Origin of the sequence: Cupriavidus gilardii, assembly GCF_013347325.1 — a bacterium.
Taxonomy (GTDB): Bacteria; Pseudomonadota; Gammaproteobacteria; order Burkholderiales; family Burkholderiaceae; genus Cupriavidus; species Cupriavidus gilardii.
Window position 1 is genome coordinate 994,006 of the sequence record NZ_CP054624.1, and the last position, 15,044, is coordinate 1,009,049.

At 67.7% G+C, this 15,044-nt stretch carries 13 protein-coding genes; 6 read left to right on the plus strand and 7 right to left on the minus strand.

Features of this window, described 5'->3' with window-relative positions:
- Positions 1 to 12 precede the first annotated feature (12 nt).
- Together FOB47_RS04675 and oxlT are read right to left on the minus strand one after the other, a co-directional pair.
- Positions 13 to 600, minus strand: a complete 588-nt coding sequence (locus FOB47_RS04675) for a LysE family translocator (protein WP_174780883.1) — start codon at positions 598 to 600, stop codon at positions 13 to 15.
- A 146-nt stretch (positions 601 to 746) separates the two neighbouring features.
- A complete protein-coding gene (oxlT, locus tag FOB47_RS04680; RefSeq protein WP_174780109.1) occupies positions 747 to 2,072 on the minus strand; it encodes an oxalate/formate MFS antiporter in 1,326 nt (441 codons plus the stop codon).
- Between the two features lie 488 nt (positions 2,073 to 2,560).
- Here oxlT and FOB47_RS04685 point away from each other — a divergent pair, with 488 nt between their 5' ends.
- The 4 genes from FOB47_RS04685 to FOB47_RS04700 all read left to right on the plus strand — a co-directional run bounded on the left by FOB47_RS04685 (position 2,561) and on the right by FOB47_RS04700 (position 5,220).
- Positions 2,561 to 2,812, plus strand: a complete 252-nt coding sequence (locus FOB47_RS04685) for a hypothetical protein (protein ID WP_174780110.1) — start codon at positions 2,561 to 2,563, stop codon at positions 2,810 to 2,812.
- Between the two features lie 47 nt (positions 2,813 to 2,859).
- Positions 2,860 to 3,552: a putative glycolipid-binding domain-containing protein gene (locus FOB47_RS04690; protein WP_174780111.1), complete on the plus strand. Its 693-nt coding sequence runs from the start codon at positions 2,860 to 2,862 to the stop codon at positions 3,550 to 3,552.
- 265 nt (positions 3,553 to 3,817) lie between these two features.
- A complete protein-coding gene (locus FOB47_RS04695) occupies positions 3,818 to 4,636 on the plus strand; it encodes an RNA polymerase sigma-70 factor (RefSeq protein ID WP_232963125.1) in 819 nt (272 codons plus the stop codon).
- 104 nt (positions 4,637 to 4,740) lie between these two features.
- Complete coding sequence (locus FOB47_RS04700) at positions 4,741 to 5,220, plus strand: carboxymuconolactone decarboxylase family protein (protein ID WP_174780112.1); 480 nt, start codon at positions 4,741 to 4,743, stop codon at positions 5,218 to 5,220.
- 109 nt (positions 5,221 to 5,329) lie between these two features.
- Here the strand turns inward: FOB47_RS04700 and FOB47_RS04705 are convergent, their stop codons facing one another.
- The 3 genes from FOB47_RS04705 to FOB47_RS04715 all read right to left on the minus strand — a co-directional run bounded on the left by FOB47_RS04705 (position 5,330) and on the right by FOB47_RS04715 (position 9,572).
- Positions 5,330 to 7,129 carry a methyl-accepting chemotaxis protein gene (locus tag FOB47_RS04705; protein ID WP_174780113.1) on the minus strand — a complete coding sequence of 600 codons (1,800 nt, stop codon included), beginning with the start codon at positions 7,127 to 7,129 and terminating at the stop codon, positions 5,330 to 5,332.
- A gap of 198 nt (positions 7,130 to 7,327) precedes the next feature.
- On the minus strand, positions 7,328 to 8,095 hold the full coding sequence (locus FOB47_RS04710) for an SDR family NAD(P)-dependent oxidoreductase (protein ID WP_174780114.1): 768 nt from the start codon (positions 8,093 to 8,095) through the stop codon (positions 7,328 to 7,330).
- A gap of 142 nt (positions 8,096 to 8,237) precedes the next feature.
- Positions 8,238 to 9,572, minus strand: a complete 1,335-nt coding sequence (locus FOB47_RS04715) for an SGNH/GDSL hydrolase family protein (protein WP_174780115.1) — start codon at positions 9,570 to 9,572, stop codon at positions 8,238 to 8,240.
- 163 nt (positions 9,573 to 9,735) lie between these two features.
- On the opposite strand from FOB47_RS04715, the gene FOB47_RS04720 reads away from it, so the two are divergent.
- Complete coding sequence (locus FOB47_RS04720) at positions 9,736 to 10,641, plus strand: LysR family transcriptional regulator (protein ID WP_174780116.1); 906 nt, start codon at positions 9,736 to 9,738, stop codon at positions 10,639 to 10,641.
- 16 nt (positions 10,642 to 10,657) lie between these two features.
- On the opposite strand, the gene FOB47_RS04725 is transcribed toward FOB47_RS04720, so the two are convergent.
- Positions 10,658 to 11,551 (minus strand): LysR family transcriptional regulator, encoded by an 894-nt coding sequence (locus tag FOB47_RS04725; protein WP_174780117.1) that lies wholly within the window; start codon positions 11,549 to 11,551, stop codon positions 10,658 to 10,660.
- Positions 11,552 to 11,642: 91 nt separating this feature from the next.
- Between FOB47_RS04725 and FOB47_RS04730 the strand changes: the two genes are divergently transcribed.
- Positions 11,643 to 12,482 carry an NAD(P)H-dependent oxidoreductase gene (locus FOB47_RS04730; RefSeq protein ID WP_174780118.1) on the plus strand — a complete coding sequence of 280 codons (840 nt, stop codon included), beginning with the start codon at positions 11,643 to 11,645 and terminating at the stop codon, positions 12,480 to 12,482.
- Here FOB47_RS04730 and FOB47_RS04735 read toward each other — a convergent pair.
- Positions 12,479 to 14,950, minus strand: coding sequence for a penicillin acylase family protein (locus FOB47_RS04735; RefSeq protein ID WP_174780119.1), 2,472 nt, complete (start codon positions 14,948 to 14,950; stop codon positions 12,479 to 12,481). The genes FOB47_RS04730 and FOB47_RS04735 overlap by 4 nt on opposite strands.
- Positions 14,951 to 15,044 lie beyond the last annotated feature (94 nt).

Below are 15,044 nucleotides of genomic sequence, written 5' to 3' on the forward strand. Positions count from 1 at the left end.
CCAAGCCGGGCCTTAATGCTCCACCAGGAACAGGGCGCTGGCGACCAGCAGCAGCGCCATAGAGCGATTGAAGAGGCGCACGCGGCGCGCATCGCGCAGATAACCGCGCAGGAACGCCCCGGCATAGGCCCAGCAGGCGATCGACAGATAGCAGACCACGAAATAGATCGCCGCGAAGCGCCACACCTGTACGCCGGCGCCATCGGCCGCGTAGACGCCGATGCCGGCCACCGACGCCAGCCAGGCCTTGGGATTGAGCCATTGCATCGCGGCGCCGTACAGGAACGACGGCCCCTTGCCGCCGCCGCTTGCCTCGATCGCTCCCTCGTCGGTAGCCAGTTTCCACGCCATGAACAGCAGGAAGGCGATGCCACCCCAGCGGATCGCCGTCGTCAGCGCGGGCCACTGCGTCAGCAGTCGATGCATGCCCAGGCCGACCAACAGCAGCAGCACGGAAAAACCGACGGTCGCGCCGGTGACATGACGCAGGCTCGCGCGCAGGCCGTGCTGCGCCCCGGCGCTGAGCGCCACGATATTGACCGGCCCGGGCGTGATCGAGGAGACCAGGGCAAAGGCGGCCATGGACAGCAGCAGGGGCAGAGAGGCCATCGTTGCGCTCCGGATTGGACGATGGCGCATGCTAGAAGCGGCCATGGGCCGCTGTATTGAACAAAACTGCTTCGGCAAAAAAACGGGCTTCCGAAGAAGCCCGCATCAGTTCCGGCGTGTGCCGGGGTGGAGATCGATCAGGCGGGTACCTGCGTGCCGGCTGCCGCCGCCTCCTCCTTCGAGAACAGCCGTCTGGATGTCGCCACATGCCCCGCCAGCACCGGCCGCAGCACCATCAGCGCCAGGAAGGCCGCGATCAGATCCATGGTGGCCACCGTGTACAGCACGGTAGACCAGGTACCGGTTGCCTCCATGATCAGGTTGCCGATCGGCACGAACAGCGCTCCGATGCCCTTGGCGGTATAGAGCACGCCGTAGATCTTGCCGATGTGCTTGGTGCCGAAGGCGTCCCCGGCCAGCGCGGAGAACAGCGAGTAGACCTCGCCCCAGGCCAGGAACACGACGCCGGACAGGATCAGGAAGGCATACGGGTTGTGGCCGAAGTACCCCAGCGCGATGATCCCCATCCCCTCCAGCGAGAAGGCGATCACCATGGTTTTCTCGCGGCCGATATGGTCGGAGATCCAGCCGAACAGCGGACGCGAGATCCCGTTCATCACGCGGTCGAGCATCAGTGCCAGCGGCAGGGCGGCCATCACGAAGAAGTGCAGGTCGACCTGGAAGTCCTTGACGCCGAGGTCCTTGGCGATGACGCCCAGCTGCGCCACGGCCATCATGCCGCCGGTGACGACCAGCACGAACATCACCAGCATCAGCCAGAACAGCCTGGTGCAAAGCGCTTCCTTCAAGGTGTAGTCGCGCGTGGCCTGCGCCAGCTTGTTCGATGCCTTGACCTCGGTTGGCTTCGGCGAGCGCAGGAACCAGGCGGCCGCGAACGCCAGCGTGCCTTGCAGCACACCGAAGAACAGGAAGGTGTGCTGGAAGCCCGAGGACTCGATCATCGCCGCGATCGGCAGGATCGTCGCGGCCGAGCCGGCGCCGTAACCGCCGGCGGTCAGGCCGACCGCAAGACCGCGGCGGTCGGGGAACCACTTGATCGCGTTGTTGATGCAGGTCGCGTAGATCGAACCGACGCCAAGCCCGCCGACCGCGGCGCCGACGTAGAAGCCCATCAGCGTGGTGGCCTGCGAATTGATGACCCACGAACTGCCCATCAGCAGGGCGCCGAACGCCACCATCATCCGGGGCCCGAACTTGTCGATGAAATAGCCCTCGATCGGCGCCAGCCAGGTCTGCACCAGCACAAAGACCGTGAAGGCGATCTGGATATTGGCGCGCGACCAGCCGAAGGTTTCCTGGATTTCCGGGACGAACAGCGTCCAGGCATATTGGATGTTGGCGGTGGCGACCATGCAGATGACGCCAACGATAAGCTGCGTCCAGCGCGTCTTTTCGGAGACCTGCGGATTGGGGCGGAATGCCGCCGTCGACGAATTATTCATGGCGCACTCCTTCAATCGTTTGATCCTGCCTGTCCGAATGTGCGGTGCCGCACCTCGGCTGGGATATCGTCGCTAGCATTTCAATGTCTCCTGTATCGTTGGCTTCTATGTCCGTTACACATCCGCTCCTGAAACAAAAAACCCTGCGCTATTGCGCTGCCGGCGGCGGCAGGCGCGATCGGAACTGAAGGATGGGGCGAAGCGGGCTTGCTTAAACTGATCTGGCGGCGATGGACGACCCGGTCGAATCGTTTTCCATGCATTCCTCCTTGCCGTTGCTGTCCCTCTGTTGGGGTGCCGGTTGCCATCACGGACATCGCCCCGCTCGCATTGGGTGTGGCGATGGGTTACAAGGTATGTGATATATCAATTAAGTCAAGTGAAAGGGATGGCAGGGTTTTCACCAGCAGGGATTCATTCCTGAAATCACTATGCTGCGCCGCTTCAGGTGCATGAAGAATGATTATGGAAAATAAAATGATTGCCCTTTGAAAATGGCCGGCAAGGCGGCAGGCGTGATGACGCCGTGCAATATCGGATACCGCTTCGAGAGCGAGCCGGAAGATTATTGGCCTGGTTTGGCTGGTTTTCCGGATATTTTGCCGGCGATATTCAGGTTCATTATCGGCATGGCTGTACCGAATCGATCCATAACCGCCGGCGATGCCGATTGCGCATCGCCGGCTTGCCGGTATCGCGGTAGATTGACGCTCTCCATGGCGAGGGCAGGCGGCCTTTGACAGCAGACCGCGCCTGCCGGAGCCTGTCTGCGCAAAGGAGGGCGATCATGAATCCATCGACATCCCCGACCGGCAATCGGCAACCGGCCGATCCGCAACTGGTCGCGTGGTCCTGGCTGACGCGCACCGGCCTCGATGTGGCCGCGGTGATCCGTACCCAGGATCGCGTACGGGTCGAAGGGCGGATGCAGGCGCAGTGGGACGACGGGCCGCTGGAACTGGCCTATCGGCTCGAATGCGAGGCGGACTGGCGCTTTGTCCGGCTCGATGCCCGCACCGTGTACCAGGGCGACACGCGGGCGCTGCAGCTGGCCTGGGACGGCAGGCAGTGGACCGATGGGCAGGGCCCGCGCGACGACCTCGCCGGGGCCGCCTATATCGACATCATGGCCACGCCGATCACCAACACGCTGCCGGTCTGCCATGCCACCTGGGAGCCGGGCGTGGCCCAGGTCTTCACGATGGCCTACGTCCGCTTGCCCGAACTGCGGGTCGAGCCGGTCCGGCAGCGCTACACCTTGCTGGCCACGGACACGGACGGTTGCCGCCGTTTTCGCTATGAGACGCTCGGGCCGGCGGGAGAGCGTCAGGGCGCCGCCAGCGGCCTGGGCGGCTACCACGGCCAGGACTCGGCATTCACCGCCGAGCTGACCATCGATGCCGGGGGCCTCGTCATCGGCTATCCCCCGTATTGGGACCGGATGCCGGCGGCGCGGGCGCTGGCCGGGAGCGGTACCTGACCGTTTGGCAGCGCAACGCTGTCACAAACGGACCTCGCCAGACGTCTTGCGTATGACTGGCTGCTACAGTGCCACGCCGGCACCTCAGCCGTGCCGCGGCCCCGCCACGATGCCATGGCCTTGACCTTTGACGATCTGGAACGCGATGACCCGCCTACCCGATACCCGCGACCGGCCCGACCCGGCCGCCACGGCCGCGCCGGCCGATCCCGCCACGCTGACGTTCGCCCGGCTGCGGCCGCGCCTGCACGGCATCGCCTATCGGATGCTCGGCACGGTCGCGGAAGCCGAGGATGTGGTGCAGGACGCCTGGCTGCGTTGGCATGAGGCCGACCGCGGCAGCATCGACAACGCCGAGGCCTGGCTGGTCACCGTCACCACGCGGCTGTCGATCGACCGGCTGCGCATGGCCAAGGTCCAGCGCGAGCACTACGCCGGCATCTGGCTGCCGGAGCCCGAACTGACGGAGTCGCCCGCCACCCCGGAGCAGCTGACCGAGCGGGCCGACGATCTGTCGGTGGCCTTCCTGATGCTGCTGGAACGTCTGACCCCCGAGTCGCGCGCGGCCTTCCTGCTGCGCGAGGTGTTCGACGCCGACTACGCGGACGTCGCCCGCGCGATCGGCAAGAGCGAGGCAGCCTGCCGCCAGCTGGTCAGCCGTGCGAAGGTGCAGCTGCGCGACGAGCGGCCGCGCTTCGCCGTCCCGCGCGAGACGCATCTGCGCCTGCTGCAGGGGTTTGCCCAGGCGATGGAGCGCGGCGACATGGCGGCACTGCAGTCGATGCTGGCCGAGGACGCGGAGCTGATCGGCGACGGCGGCGGCAAGGTGCCGAGCTTTCCCAAGCCGCTGGTCGGCGGCTGGCGCATCGCCAAGGTGTTCGCGGTCAGCGCGCAGCGCCCCGGCACGGCGGTCAGCGTCGAGCTGGCGCTGCTCAATGGTGACTGGGCCTTGCTGCGCTTTGTCGACGGCCAGCTGGAATCGGCGCAGTGCTACGAGACCGACGGCGAGCGCATCGTCCGCATCCACGCCCAGCGCAATCCCGACAAGTTGCTGCGCATCGCGCTTGCGCGCGGCGCCTGCTGAGCGCTTGCATGTTCGTTTATTTCAGAGGCGCGTGGCCGCTGGCCACCGCCGTGATGACCGCCGCGCTCCCCCCGGTGCGCACCCATTTGGACCAGGAGAAAGCCATGACCCAACGCCTGAATTACATCCAGCAATCGCCCGAACTGTTCAAGGCCTATCTGAACTTCAGCCAGGCCATCGATGGCGGCGCCGTCGAACGATCGCTGCTCGATCTGGTGTCGATCCGCGCGTCGCAGCTCAATGGCTGCGCGTTCTGCCTCGACATGCACGTCAAGGAAGCCAAGCTGCACGGCGAGCGCGAACTGCGCCTTTACCATGTCGCGATCTGGCGCGAATCGACGCTGTTCTCGCCGCGCGAGCGCGCGGTGCTCGAATGGACCGAGACGCTGACGCAGCTGCCGCCGCATGGCGTGCCGGACGACGTCTACGCGCGCGTGCGGGAGCAGCTGTCGGAGAAGGAGTTGTCCGACCTGACCTTCGCGGTGATGGGCATCAACGGCTGGAACCGGGCCAACGTGGCGTTCCGCACGGTGCCGGGTTCGGCGGACAAGATGTTCGGGCTGGACAAGGCCGGGTTGGAATAACGGTCGCCGGCCACAACGGCGAACCGATCCGTCGTCCCCGCGCAGGCGGGGACCCAGCGATTACAAAAGACACTGGGTTCCCGCGTGCGCGGGAACGTCCCGACCATCCTCACGCCAGCCGGAACAGTCCCACCGCGCCGGCCAGCTTGTTCGCCTGCGCCTGCAGCGCCGATGCGGCCGCCGACGACTGTTCGACCAGCGCGGCGTTCTGCTGCACCATCTCGTCGAGCTGGCCGACCGCCTGGTTGACCTCCTGAATGCCGCGCGTCTGCTCGATAGCGGCATTGGAGATTTCCGAAATCACCGTGCTGACCTGCGCCACATTGCCGACGATCGCCGTCATGGTCTCGCCGGCCCTGCGCACCTGGCCCGAGCCCGACGCCACCTCGCCGACCGTTGATTCGATCAGCGTCTTGATCTCCTTGGCCGCTTGTGCGCTGCGCTGGGCGAGCCCCCGGACCTCGCCGGCGACCACCGCGAAGCCGCGGCCCTGATCTCCCGCGCGGGCCGCTTCCACGGCCGCGTTCAGCGCCAGGATATTGGTCTGGAAGGCGATGCCCTCGATCACGCCGATGATGTCGGAGACCTTGGCCGAGGCCTGCTCGATCTTGCCCATCGTGCCGATGACCTCGCCGATCACCACGCCGCCTTCGGAGGCGATCCGCGAAGCCGCGACCGCGGAATCGTCCGCCTGCCTGGCCGAGGTTGCCGATTGCGCGACGGTGGCGGTGATCTGCTCCATCGATGCGGCCGTCTGCTGCAGGCTGGCCGCCGCGGACTCGGTGCGCTGCGACAGATCCAGATTGCCGGCGGCGATCTCGTCGGCCGCATGGCGCACCGAGTCGCTGGCGTCGCGGATCTGGCGCATCACGATGCACAGCTTGTCGACGAAGGTATTGAACGCCCGCGCGATCTGCGCGACCTCATCCTTGCCGTCGGCAGGCAGGCGGCGCGTCAGATCGCCATCGGCCGAGCCGATCGCCTCCATCACGTCGCGCACCTGCGACAGGCGGCGGAACGAGGCCGCCGTCGCCATGGCGGCCAACGCGGCGGCGACCAGCGCGATGACGATCAGCGTCAGCGCGGAGGCCATCAGCACCGAGCGCATGCCGGCGGTCGCTTCGGTCTTGTCCAGCGCGATCACCGCGAGCCAGTCGGTGTTCGGAATCGCGCGGGCACGCAGCAGCTTGGCGGCGCCGCCGACCTGCACTTCGGTCGGCGCGGCAGCCGTGAGCAGCGCGGCCAGTTGCACGGCGTCCAGGCCCGGCACCAGATCGGCAACAGGCTTGAGCGTCAGCTTGTCATCGGGATGCGCAACGATCAGCCCGGACTGGGTCACCAGCATGCCGAAGCTCGATGGCGTCGGGTGGATCGCCTTGACGGTGGCGATCACGCGGTCCATCGCCACGTCGCCCGACACCACTGCCTTGACGCCGCCGTCGGCGATGACCGGCGCGGCAAAGGCCACCACCAGCTTGCCGCTGCCGGCATCGACATAGGGCGGCGTCACCACCGGCTTGCCGGCGGCGGCTGCCTGCCGATACCACGGACGGCCGGTCGGATCGTAGCCCGGCGGAATGCCGGCCGGGTTCGAGAACATCGCCCGCTTGTCGTCATAGCCGACATAGACGTTGACGAAGCCGCCGGCGTCCGCGACCTGCTTCAACGCCGCCGACGGATCGGCCTGCAGCACCGCGTCGCGCAGCGAGGCGATCATCCGGCCATGGCTGTCGACCCAGTCGGCGATCGCGCCGGCATGGCCCGCCTGCAGCGCGGTCAGCGATTCGTCGATCGCCGTGTCGTTGTAGGAGTCGGCAACCACATAGTTGATGGCGGCGTTGACCGCCAGCGCGGCCACGACGATAGCCACGCACAGCGCGACGATGCGCGAGCGGATGGAGGAGAACATACGAAGCAATTCCAGGAAAGGGCCGCCATGGGTGGCGCCGGCCAATTGACGAGGCCTGCGGTAGCAGACGCGATGGCTAACGGCCTGCGGCGGGAAATCTTCACCCCGCGGGCGATATGGAATTGCGCTGGAATGACATGAAGATCGCTGATGTGGCTGATGCTGCACGCCGTCGGAAAAACGCGGCCACCCCAGCCCTTACTGCTCGCTGTAATTCCACAGCAGCCCGCCGTCGATCACCAGCGTGGCCCCGGTGATGTAGTCCGCGTCGGCGCTGCACAGGAAGGCCGCCAGCCCCGCCACGTCGCCCGGTTCGCCCAGCCGGCCCAGCGGGATATTGGCCAGCAGCGCGCGCAGCTGGTCCGGGCGTTGCTGCAGCGCGTGATTGATCGGGGTCTGGATCGCTCCGGGCGCGATGTTGTTGACGGTGATGCCGAACGGCGCCAGCTCGATCGCGAGGTTGCGCATCAGCATCCGCAAGCCTCCCTTGCTGGCGCAGTAGCTGGTGAAGTTGGGGAAGGGCAGGTCTTCGTGCACCGAGCTGATATTGACGATCTTGCCGCCGCGTCCCTGCTGACGGCAGTGATGCACGAATTGCTGCGACAGGAAGAACGGTCCCTTCAGGTTGACGTTCAGCACGCGGTCGTAGTCTTCCTCGGTGACCTCGCCGAATGGGGCGCGGATTTCGATGCCGGCATTGTTGATCAGCGCGTCGATCGAACCGGCGGCATCGGCGGCCTCGCGGAAGAGCCGCTCGACCTCGCCCACGCCGGAGACATCGCCTTTCACGACCCATGCCTGCACGCCAGCCTCGCGGATCTGCTTGCACACCTGCTCGGATCGTTCGTCGAGCCGATGCACCGCGACCACCACGTTGGCGCCTTCGCTTGCCAGCCGCAGCGCGATGCCGCGGCCGATGCCGGAGGCGGCGCCGGTCACCAGCACAGTCTTGCCTTGCAGTCTCATCTGCGCACCTCTTGACGGGAGGCCGCCGAGCGGCGGCCGATGCTGCGGGACAGGGTTATCCCGGTGTGAGTCGGTGCTCGGGCGTGAAGTTCCGGAACGGCGACGGATTCGGGAAAGGGCTGCGCCGCGCCGGCATCGCGGTTCAGTCGTCCGTGGCGTCGGTGGCATCCGTGGCGATCGTGGCCACAGTTGCCACAGTGGCCACAGTGGCCACCGCGGCGGCCGCGACTTCGGCCATTCGCCGATAGCCGGCGTCGCCCGGATGCAGACGATCGCCACTGTCGTAGCGCGCCAGCATCGCCTGCGGCCGCGCCGGATCGCGCAACGCCGCATCGAAATCCGCGACGGCGTCGAACTCGCCGCTGTCGCGTATCCAGGCATTGATCGCCTGCCGCAGCGCTTCCTTTTGCGGCGGCGCATCGTAGCCGCGGATCGGCGTGCCGGCCAGCGCGCCGGCGAACGGGGTGATGGTGGCGCCGATCACCGCGATACCGCGATCGTGCGCGCGGCGGATCAGTGCGCGGTAGCCCTCGATCATCTTGGCCACTTCTGGTAACGCGGTCTGCGGGGCAAAGGTCGAACCCGGCCAGCCGATATCGTTGATGCCGATCGCGACGATGGCCGCGCGCACTCCGGTGTGGCCGAGGACGTCGCGCCCGAAGCGCGCCAGCACCGATTCGCCCATGCCGTCGCGCAACAACTGCCCGCCCGAGATGCCGGCATTGAGCACCGCCAGTCCCCGCGGCACCAGCCGTTCGGCCAGGCCGTCGGGCCAGCGGCGATTGGCGTCGACCGTCGAGCCATTGCCCTCGGTGATCGAATCGCCGATCGCGACCACCGCTGCGGTGCCGTGGCTGGCCTCGACCTCGATGGCGGCGAGCAGCAGCCTGCCGCTGAAGGATGTCGCATCCGGCAGCGTGGCATCGCGCATCGCGTCGCCCCGCGCCAGCCAGGCGGTCTGCCGGCCGTCCCAATGAAAGCCGCCGGGCCGGACCGGTTCTGGCAGATGCAGGCTGACCGCAAGTCTGCTCAGCGGAGGGACCGGCAGTTCAATCGCATCGCTGGTCACGGTGCCGCCGGCCGGAATCGTGATCGACGGGCGGCCGCCGAAGGTCGCCGCGCGGTCGGTTCTCGCATCGATGCCGTTGCGCCCGGCGGCGAGCGCAAGCCGGGCCCCGCCGATCGTCACCGGCTCGCGCCCGTATCGATTCGACAGCACCAGGCGCGCACGCGGGCCGCCAATGCTGATCCTTGCGACCTGGCGCAGCGTCTGATTGTCGAGCCGTGCCGGCACGCCGGTCGGCAGCGGCAACTCGCCGGCCTGCCAGATCGGCTGTTCGCTGGCGGTCCAGGTCGGCAGCCACCGGGCCGTGGATGCTTCGGCAGCGAGCGCGGCAAAGGCCGCGGTGCCCAGCGCGACGGCGGCGCAGGCGCGCAGCCAGCGTTGGCGCAAGGCATCGGAGAAGGAGGTCGGCATAGTTGGAATCGTCCTGTGAGAGCCCGGCCGCGAGCCGGTACAGGCATCACGCTACGGTATGCCGATCCATCGCAGAAGCTGGCAGAATGGCATGTCGCTTATTCGATATTGGAATGAGCCATCCGAATACGCGTTGCGGCCCAACGCCGACAGGAAACCGTCCATGGACACCATTCGCGCAATGCAGACCTTTGTCAGGGCCGTCGAGCTGGGCAGCCTGTCGGCCGTCGCGCGCGAACAGCAGGCATCGCAGCCGACCATCAGCAAGGTGGTGGCCGCGCTCGAGAAACAGTTGGGCGTCCGGCTGCTCGAGCGCAGCACCACGAGCCTGTCGCCGACCGAGGCCGGGCGCCGCTTCTACGAGCGCGCGCGGCGCGTGCTGGAGGCCTTCGGCGAGGCGGTCGGCGATGCGCAGGGCCAGGCCGAGCGTCCGTCCGGGCTGGTCCGGCTCAGCGCGCCTGTCAGCTTCGGCGTGCTGCGGCTCAACACGCTGGTGCTGGCGTTTCAGCAGCGCTATCCGGACGTGGAGATCGAGCTGCTGTTCGACGACCGCTATGTCGACCTGGTCGCCGAGGGCGTCGATCTGGCCCTGCGGCTGGGCGCGCAGTTGCCGCCCAATGTGGTCGCGCGGCGCATCGCCGTGTCGCCGCGCATGCTGGTCGCCAGCCCCGCGCTGATGGCGGAGCACAAGCGCGTGCGCCGCCCCGGGGACCTGGCATCGCTGCCTTTGCTGCGCTTCACGTGGCTGGCCGGCGGCGACGCGATCGTGATGGAAGGTCCGGACGGCACGGCCACCATCGAGGCGCCATGCCGCTATCGCGTCAACAACTCGCTGGCGATCCGCGAGGGCTTTGTCGCCGCCGCCGGCTTTGGACTGACGCCGGCCTGGCTGGTGCAGGATCTGCTGGACGACGGCACGCTGGTGCGCGTGCTGCCACGCTGGCATGGCACCGCGCAGGATGCCTTTCTGGTCTATCCGAGCCGCCGCTATCAGCCCGCGCGCGTGCGCGTGCTGATGGATTTCCTTGCCGAGCGCATCCCATTGCTGCCGGGAATGCAGCCCGTGTAGCGGGCCCGGGACGGGACTACACGGACGCCACGATGGTGTCGCGCAGCCAGCGATGCGCGGGGTCGCGATGGACGCGCTCATGCCACAGCATCGACATCTCGTAGCCCGGTATCTCGATCGGGGCCTCGACCACCTTGATACCGGCGGCATCGCGCACCAGGCGCGACGGCAGCATCGCGACCAGATCGGTGCTGGCCAGCACGGACAACACGAACAGGAAATGCGGCACCGACAGGACGACCCGGCGTGACAGCCCGCGCGCCGCCAGCGCCTCGTCGGTCGGCCCGAGAAAGCCGCCGCCATCGGGCGACACGATCACGTGTTCTAGCCTGCAGAACTGCGCCGGCGTCGGCTTGCGCCTCAGGCCGGGGTGACCGGCGCGGCCGGCCAGCACATAGCGCTCGGTGAACAGGGGGCGGCGATGCAGGCCCGGCGGCGCGCCCTCGGTGGTATGGAACGCAAGATCGATCTCGCCTTGTTCCGCCTGCCGCGCCAGCAGCGACGGCACCGCCTGCATGACAGCGAGCCGGGTGCCGGGCGCCATCGTTCGCAAGCCGTGCAACACCGGCAGCACGACGGTCGATTCGGCGTAGTCGAAGGCCGCGACGCGCCACGTGTTGGTCGCCCGCGCCGGATCGAACCGGTCCTGCGGGGATACCGCGCGCTGCAGCGCCTCCAGTGCTTCGCGCAAGGGCTCGCGCAACGCCTCGGCACGGGCCGTCGGCCGCATGCCGCGCGGACCGGGCAGCAGCAGCGGGTCGCCCAGCGTGTCGCGCAGCTTGGCCAGCTGCACGCTGACCGACGGTTGGGACAGATTCAGCCGCTCGGCCGCGCGCGTGACATTGCGCTCGGCCAGCAACACGTCGAGCGTGATCAGCAGGTTCAGATCCAGCCGTCCGAAATTGTTCATGACAATACCTGGAATTTCAGAAATTCATTTCCAATATACCGGACGCGACCCTAAGCTGGCCTTCTCTTGCAATGGGCAATGGAGGCTCACGATGAACGTTCTTCTGGTCTATGCGCATCCCGAACCGCGCTCGCTGAACGGGGCGATTCGCGACTTTGCCGTCGAGCGGCTGAAAGCGGCCGGCCATACGGTGCAGGTATCCGATCTGTACGCGATGCGGTGGAAGGCCACGCTCGATGCCGCGGACAATCTCGGCCACCGGGCCGGCGAGCGCTTCGATCCTTCACTTGACTCCAAACAGGCGTTCGAGAACGGCACGCAAAGCGAGGACATCGCGGCCGAGCAGCGCAAGCTGCTGTGGGCCGATGCAGTGGTCCTGCAGTTTCCGCTGTGGTGGTTCTCGATGCCGGCGATCCTGAAGGGATGGGTGGAACGCGTCTATGCCTACGGGTTCGCCTATGGCGTGGGCGAACACTCGGATGCGCGCTGGGGCGACCGTTATGGCGAGGGCACGCTGGCCGGCAAGCGGGCGATGCTGGTCGTCACCGCCGGCGGATGGGAGTCGCACTACAGCCCGCGCGGCATCAACGGACCGATCGACGACATCCTGTTCCCGATACAACACGGGATCCTGCACTACCCGGGTTTCGATGTGTTGCCGCCCTACGTGGTCTACCGGACCGGCCGCGTCGATGCGGCACGCTTTGCGATCATCCAGGACGAGTTGGGACAGCGGCTGGATCGGATCGACACGACAGCGCCGATTCCATTCCGGCGGCAAAACGGTGGGGATTATGCGATTCCGCAGTTGACCTTGCGGGACGACCTCGCGCCGGGGGAGACGGGCTTCGGGGTGCATGTTGCGGGCGTGCACGAGGCACGCCCGCCGGCCGCATCGGCAATCGGATCCGATGCGGTGATGACGCCTTAGCGAGGCGTCAGCTCGATCCGCTTCTCCGCCGCCCGCTCGACCGCCTTGCGCGAATACACCAGCGGGAACGTCTGCCCCTTGGCCCACACCGGTGCCAGATCACGGTAGTGCGGGTTGGCCGGGTCGCCCGACTGTCCTGGGGTATTGATCACGCGCCCCTGGTCCCAGTTGCCGACGTCGAGCACCATGCGGAACGACGCGCCCGCGGTCAGGTGGTAGTCGCTGTTGCGATAGCTGGTGTTCATCGGGGTGAAGGCGGAGCCGCCGACGCCGCCGGCATCGACGTTGTACTGGGCGCGGGTGGCGTCGTCGACGATGTTGGCGAGCGGATGGCGGAAGATCGCGCGATGCAGCGTGCCCCAGTTGGCCAGTTTTTCCGGCGAGGGCGATCGCCGTTCCAGTTCCGCCATCGCGGCCTTCAGCGACGTCAGCATGACTTCGTCGCGCCGCGCCACCGGCATCCACGAGTCCGGCTGCTCCAGCACCGCCAGCACGCGGGCCGCGTCGCCGGCGCCAACCAGCTTGGCCGCGTCCTCCGGCAGCGCCGCGCGCACCACCGCGGGCCGCAGATGGTTGCTGAACCAGATCTCGAACAGCGCGGCCGGCACGCTGTCGGCGCGCACATTGCCGTCCCACCCGCGCAGCAGCGCGACGGCGCGCTGCACCTGCGGGTCCTGCAGCAGCGATGCCGCGGCGCCGGCATTGCCGACGGTGCGCATCACGGCCAGCGTGCGCTGCGCGGGCAGCGACACGGTGTCGTTCTGCCATGCGATCGAATCGCGCAGCGAGCTGACCGGTGCGGCCGCGACCAGGCTCTTGAGCCGGCGCGCCCGTGAGCTGTCGCTCCATTCGTAGCCGACGCCGAGCTTCGCGGCAGGGTGATCCGGCGGAATATTGTTCTCGTTGGCCGTGACAATATGGCCGGCGGACGGGTTATAGGCCCACGGCAGCTCGTCCATGTTGCGGTAGCCGGCCCACTCGTAGCGGCCGTCGCCCGGTACCGGAAACAGACCGTCCCAGTTGGGGCGGATCACCGTCAGGCCGCCCGGAATCCAGCCGATATTGCCGTTGCGGTCGGCATAGACCTGGTTTTCGCCGGGCGCGCCCCAGCGATTCATCGCCGCGCGGAACTGGTCCCAGTTGGTCGCGCGCATGTAATCCATCGAGCCGAAGTACGGCGCCATGCCGGCATCGAGCCAGGCCGCGCGCAGCGCCCAGGCGCGGTGGCTGGCATCGTCGGCATGCAGCACGGGGCCATGGCGCGTGAAGTCGATCGTGACGGTGCGCGGTTCCGCCTCGCCGCGGACCGCGATTTTCTCGGTGATGGTCTCCATCGGCTCCCAGCGTCCGCGATAGCGGTAGGACTTGGGCTGCGCGGGATCGGTCTCGTAGACGTACAGGTCTTCCTGATCCATGTAGAAGCGCGTCAGGCCGAAGGCGATGGTGCCGTTGTGGCCGATCGAGATGCCGGGCAGGAAGGGCTCGCCCGCGCCGATCACCGACAGGCCCGGCGCATTCAGATGCGAGACATAGCGCAGGCTCGGCGCGCCGTGCGCCCGGTGCGGGTCGTTGGCGAGAATGGGCCGGCCCGTCGACGTCCGGCTGCCGGAGATCACCCAGTTGTTCGAGCCCAGGCTGCGGCCGGTGTCGCTGTTCGCATCGACCGCGGCGTAGAGCTGCTCGACCGGCACCGTACCGGCGGCCGCCTTCTGCCAGGCTTCCTTCGGGAAGTTCGCCGCGGCCGTGGCCAGCGTATAGGCCTTCTTCAGCGCGGCGGCGGGCACCGCGCACGGGTCCAGGCCCTCGGGCAGTGTCGGCGTGATCGGCGGATCGAGCTCGCGCCGCAGCCAGTCCGCGCGCGCTGCCTGCTCCTTGGCCTGGCAGTACAGCGTGGCGCGGTCGACCTCGCCGGTGAAGTTCAGCGTCAGGCCGTGGTGGCGGATGCGGACGATGTCCTCGGCGCGCCAGCGCGAGGGCTTGTAGCCAAGCTGCTTGAACTCGCGCGGCAGCAGCTCGGGCTGCGCCTCGGTCAGCGCCACGTAGGCGTTGACGCCGGCAACGAAGGCTTCGGCCACGCGCTTTGCGTCCGAGCCGTAGGCCAGCCATTCGCGGTACATGTCGCCGCGGTACAGCACCGCGCGCGCCATCCGGTCGCCGTCGACATAGGCCGGGCCGAAGTCCTTGGCCATCTCGCCGAGTCCGCGCTTGCGCCAAAGGTCGATTTGCCACAGCCGGTCGCGCGCGGCGATGAAGCCTTGCGCGTAGAAGGCGTCGTACAGCGTGCCGGCGTAGATGTGCGGCACGCCCCAGCGATCGATCAGGATGCTGGCCGGCTTCTCCAGGCCAGGGGCGGCATAACGGTCGGTGGGGGGGGCAGCGCCAGCCGTGCCGGCCAGCATTGGCAGGGCAGCGGCGACAGCGAGGTGGCGGAGCAGGGTGGCGGCGGGCCGCCGGCGGACGATGCGCATCGGGTCTCCTTGCTTTGTTGGTCTTGGTGGAGCGCGTGCCGGATGGTGGCTCAGCGGAATCCGGCCACCGAAGCATAGCCGAGCGGACGGCGGC

Bases quoted from the DNA above. Each gene is read 5' to 3' on its own strand.
- FOB47_RS04700 (WP_174780112.1), top strand. From the start codon at position 4,741: ATGACCCAACGCCTGAATTACATCCAGCAATCGCCCGAACTGTTCAAG.
- FOB47_RS04735 (WP_174780119.1), bottom strand. From the start codon at position 14,950: ATGCGCATCGTCCGCCGGCGGCCCGCCGCCACCCTGCTCCGCCACCTC.
- FOB47_RS04730 (WP_174780118.1), top strand. From the start codon at position 11,643: ATGAACGTTCTTCTGGTCTATGCGCATCCCGAACCGCGCTCGCTGAAC.
- FOB47_RS04710 (WP_174780114.1), bottom strand. From the start codon at position 8,095: ATGAGACTGCAAGGCAAGACTGTGCTGGTGACCGGCGCCGCCTCCGGC.
- FOB47_RS04725 (WP_174780117.1), bottom strand. From the start codon at position 11,551: ATGAACAATTTCGGACGGCTGGATCTGAACCTGCTGATCACGCTCGAC.
- FOB47_RS04690 (WP_174780111.1), top strand. From the start codon at position 2,860: ATGAATCCATCGACATCCCCGACCGGCAATCGGCAACCGGCCGATCCG.
- FOB47_RS04720 (WP_174780116.1), top strand. From the start codon at position 9,736: ATGGACACCATTCGCGCAATGCAGACCTTTGTCAGGGCCGTCGAGCTG.
- FOB47_RS04695 (WP_232963125.1), top strand. From the start codon at position 3,818: ATGCTCGGCACGGTCGCGGAAGCCGAGGATGTGGTGCAGGACGCCTGG.
- oxlT (WP_174780109.1), bottom strand. From the start codon at position 2,072: ATGAATAATTCGTCGACGGCGGCATTCCGCCCCAATCCGCAGGTCTCC.
- FOB47_RS04715 (WP_174780115.1), bottom strand. From the start codon at position 9,572: ATGCCGACCTCCTTCTCCGATGCCTTGCGCCAACGCTGGCTGCGCGCC.
- FOB47_RS04705 (WP_174780113.1), bottom strand. From the start codon at position 7,129: ATGTTCTCCTCCATCCGCTCGCGCATCGTCGCGCTGTGCGTGGCTATC.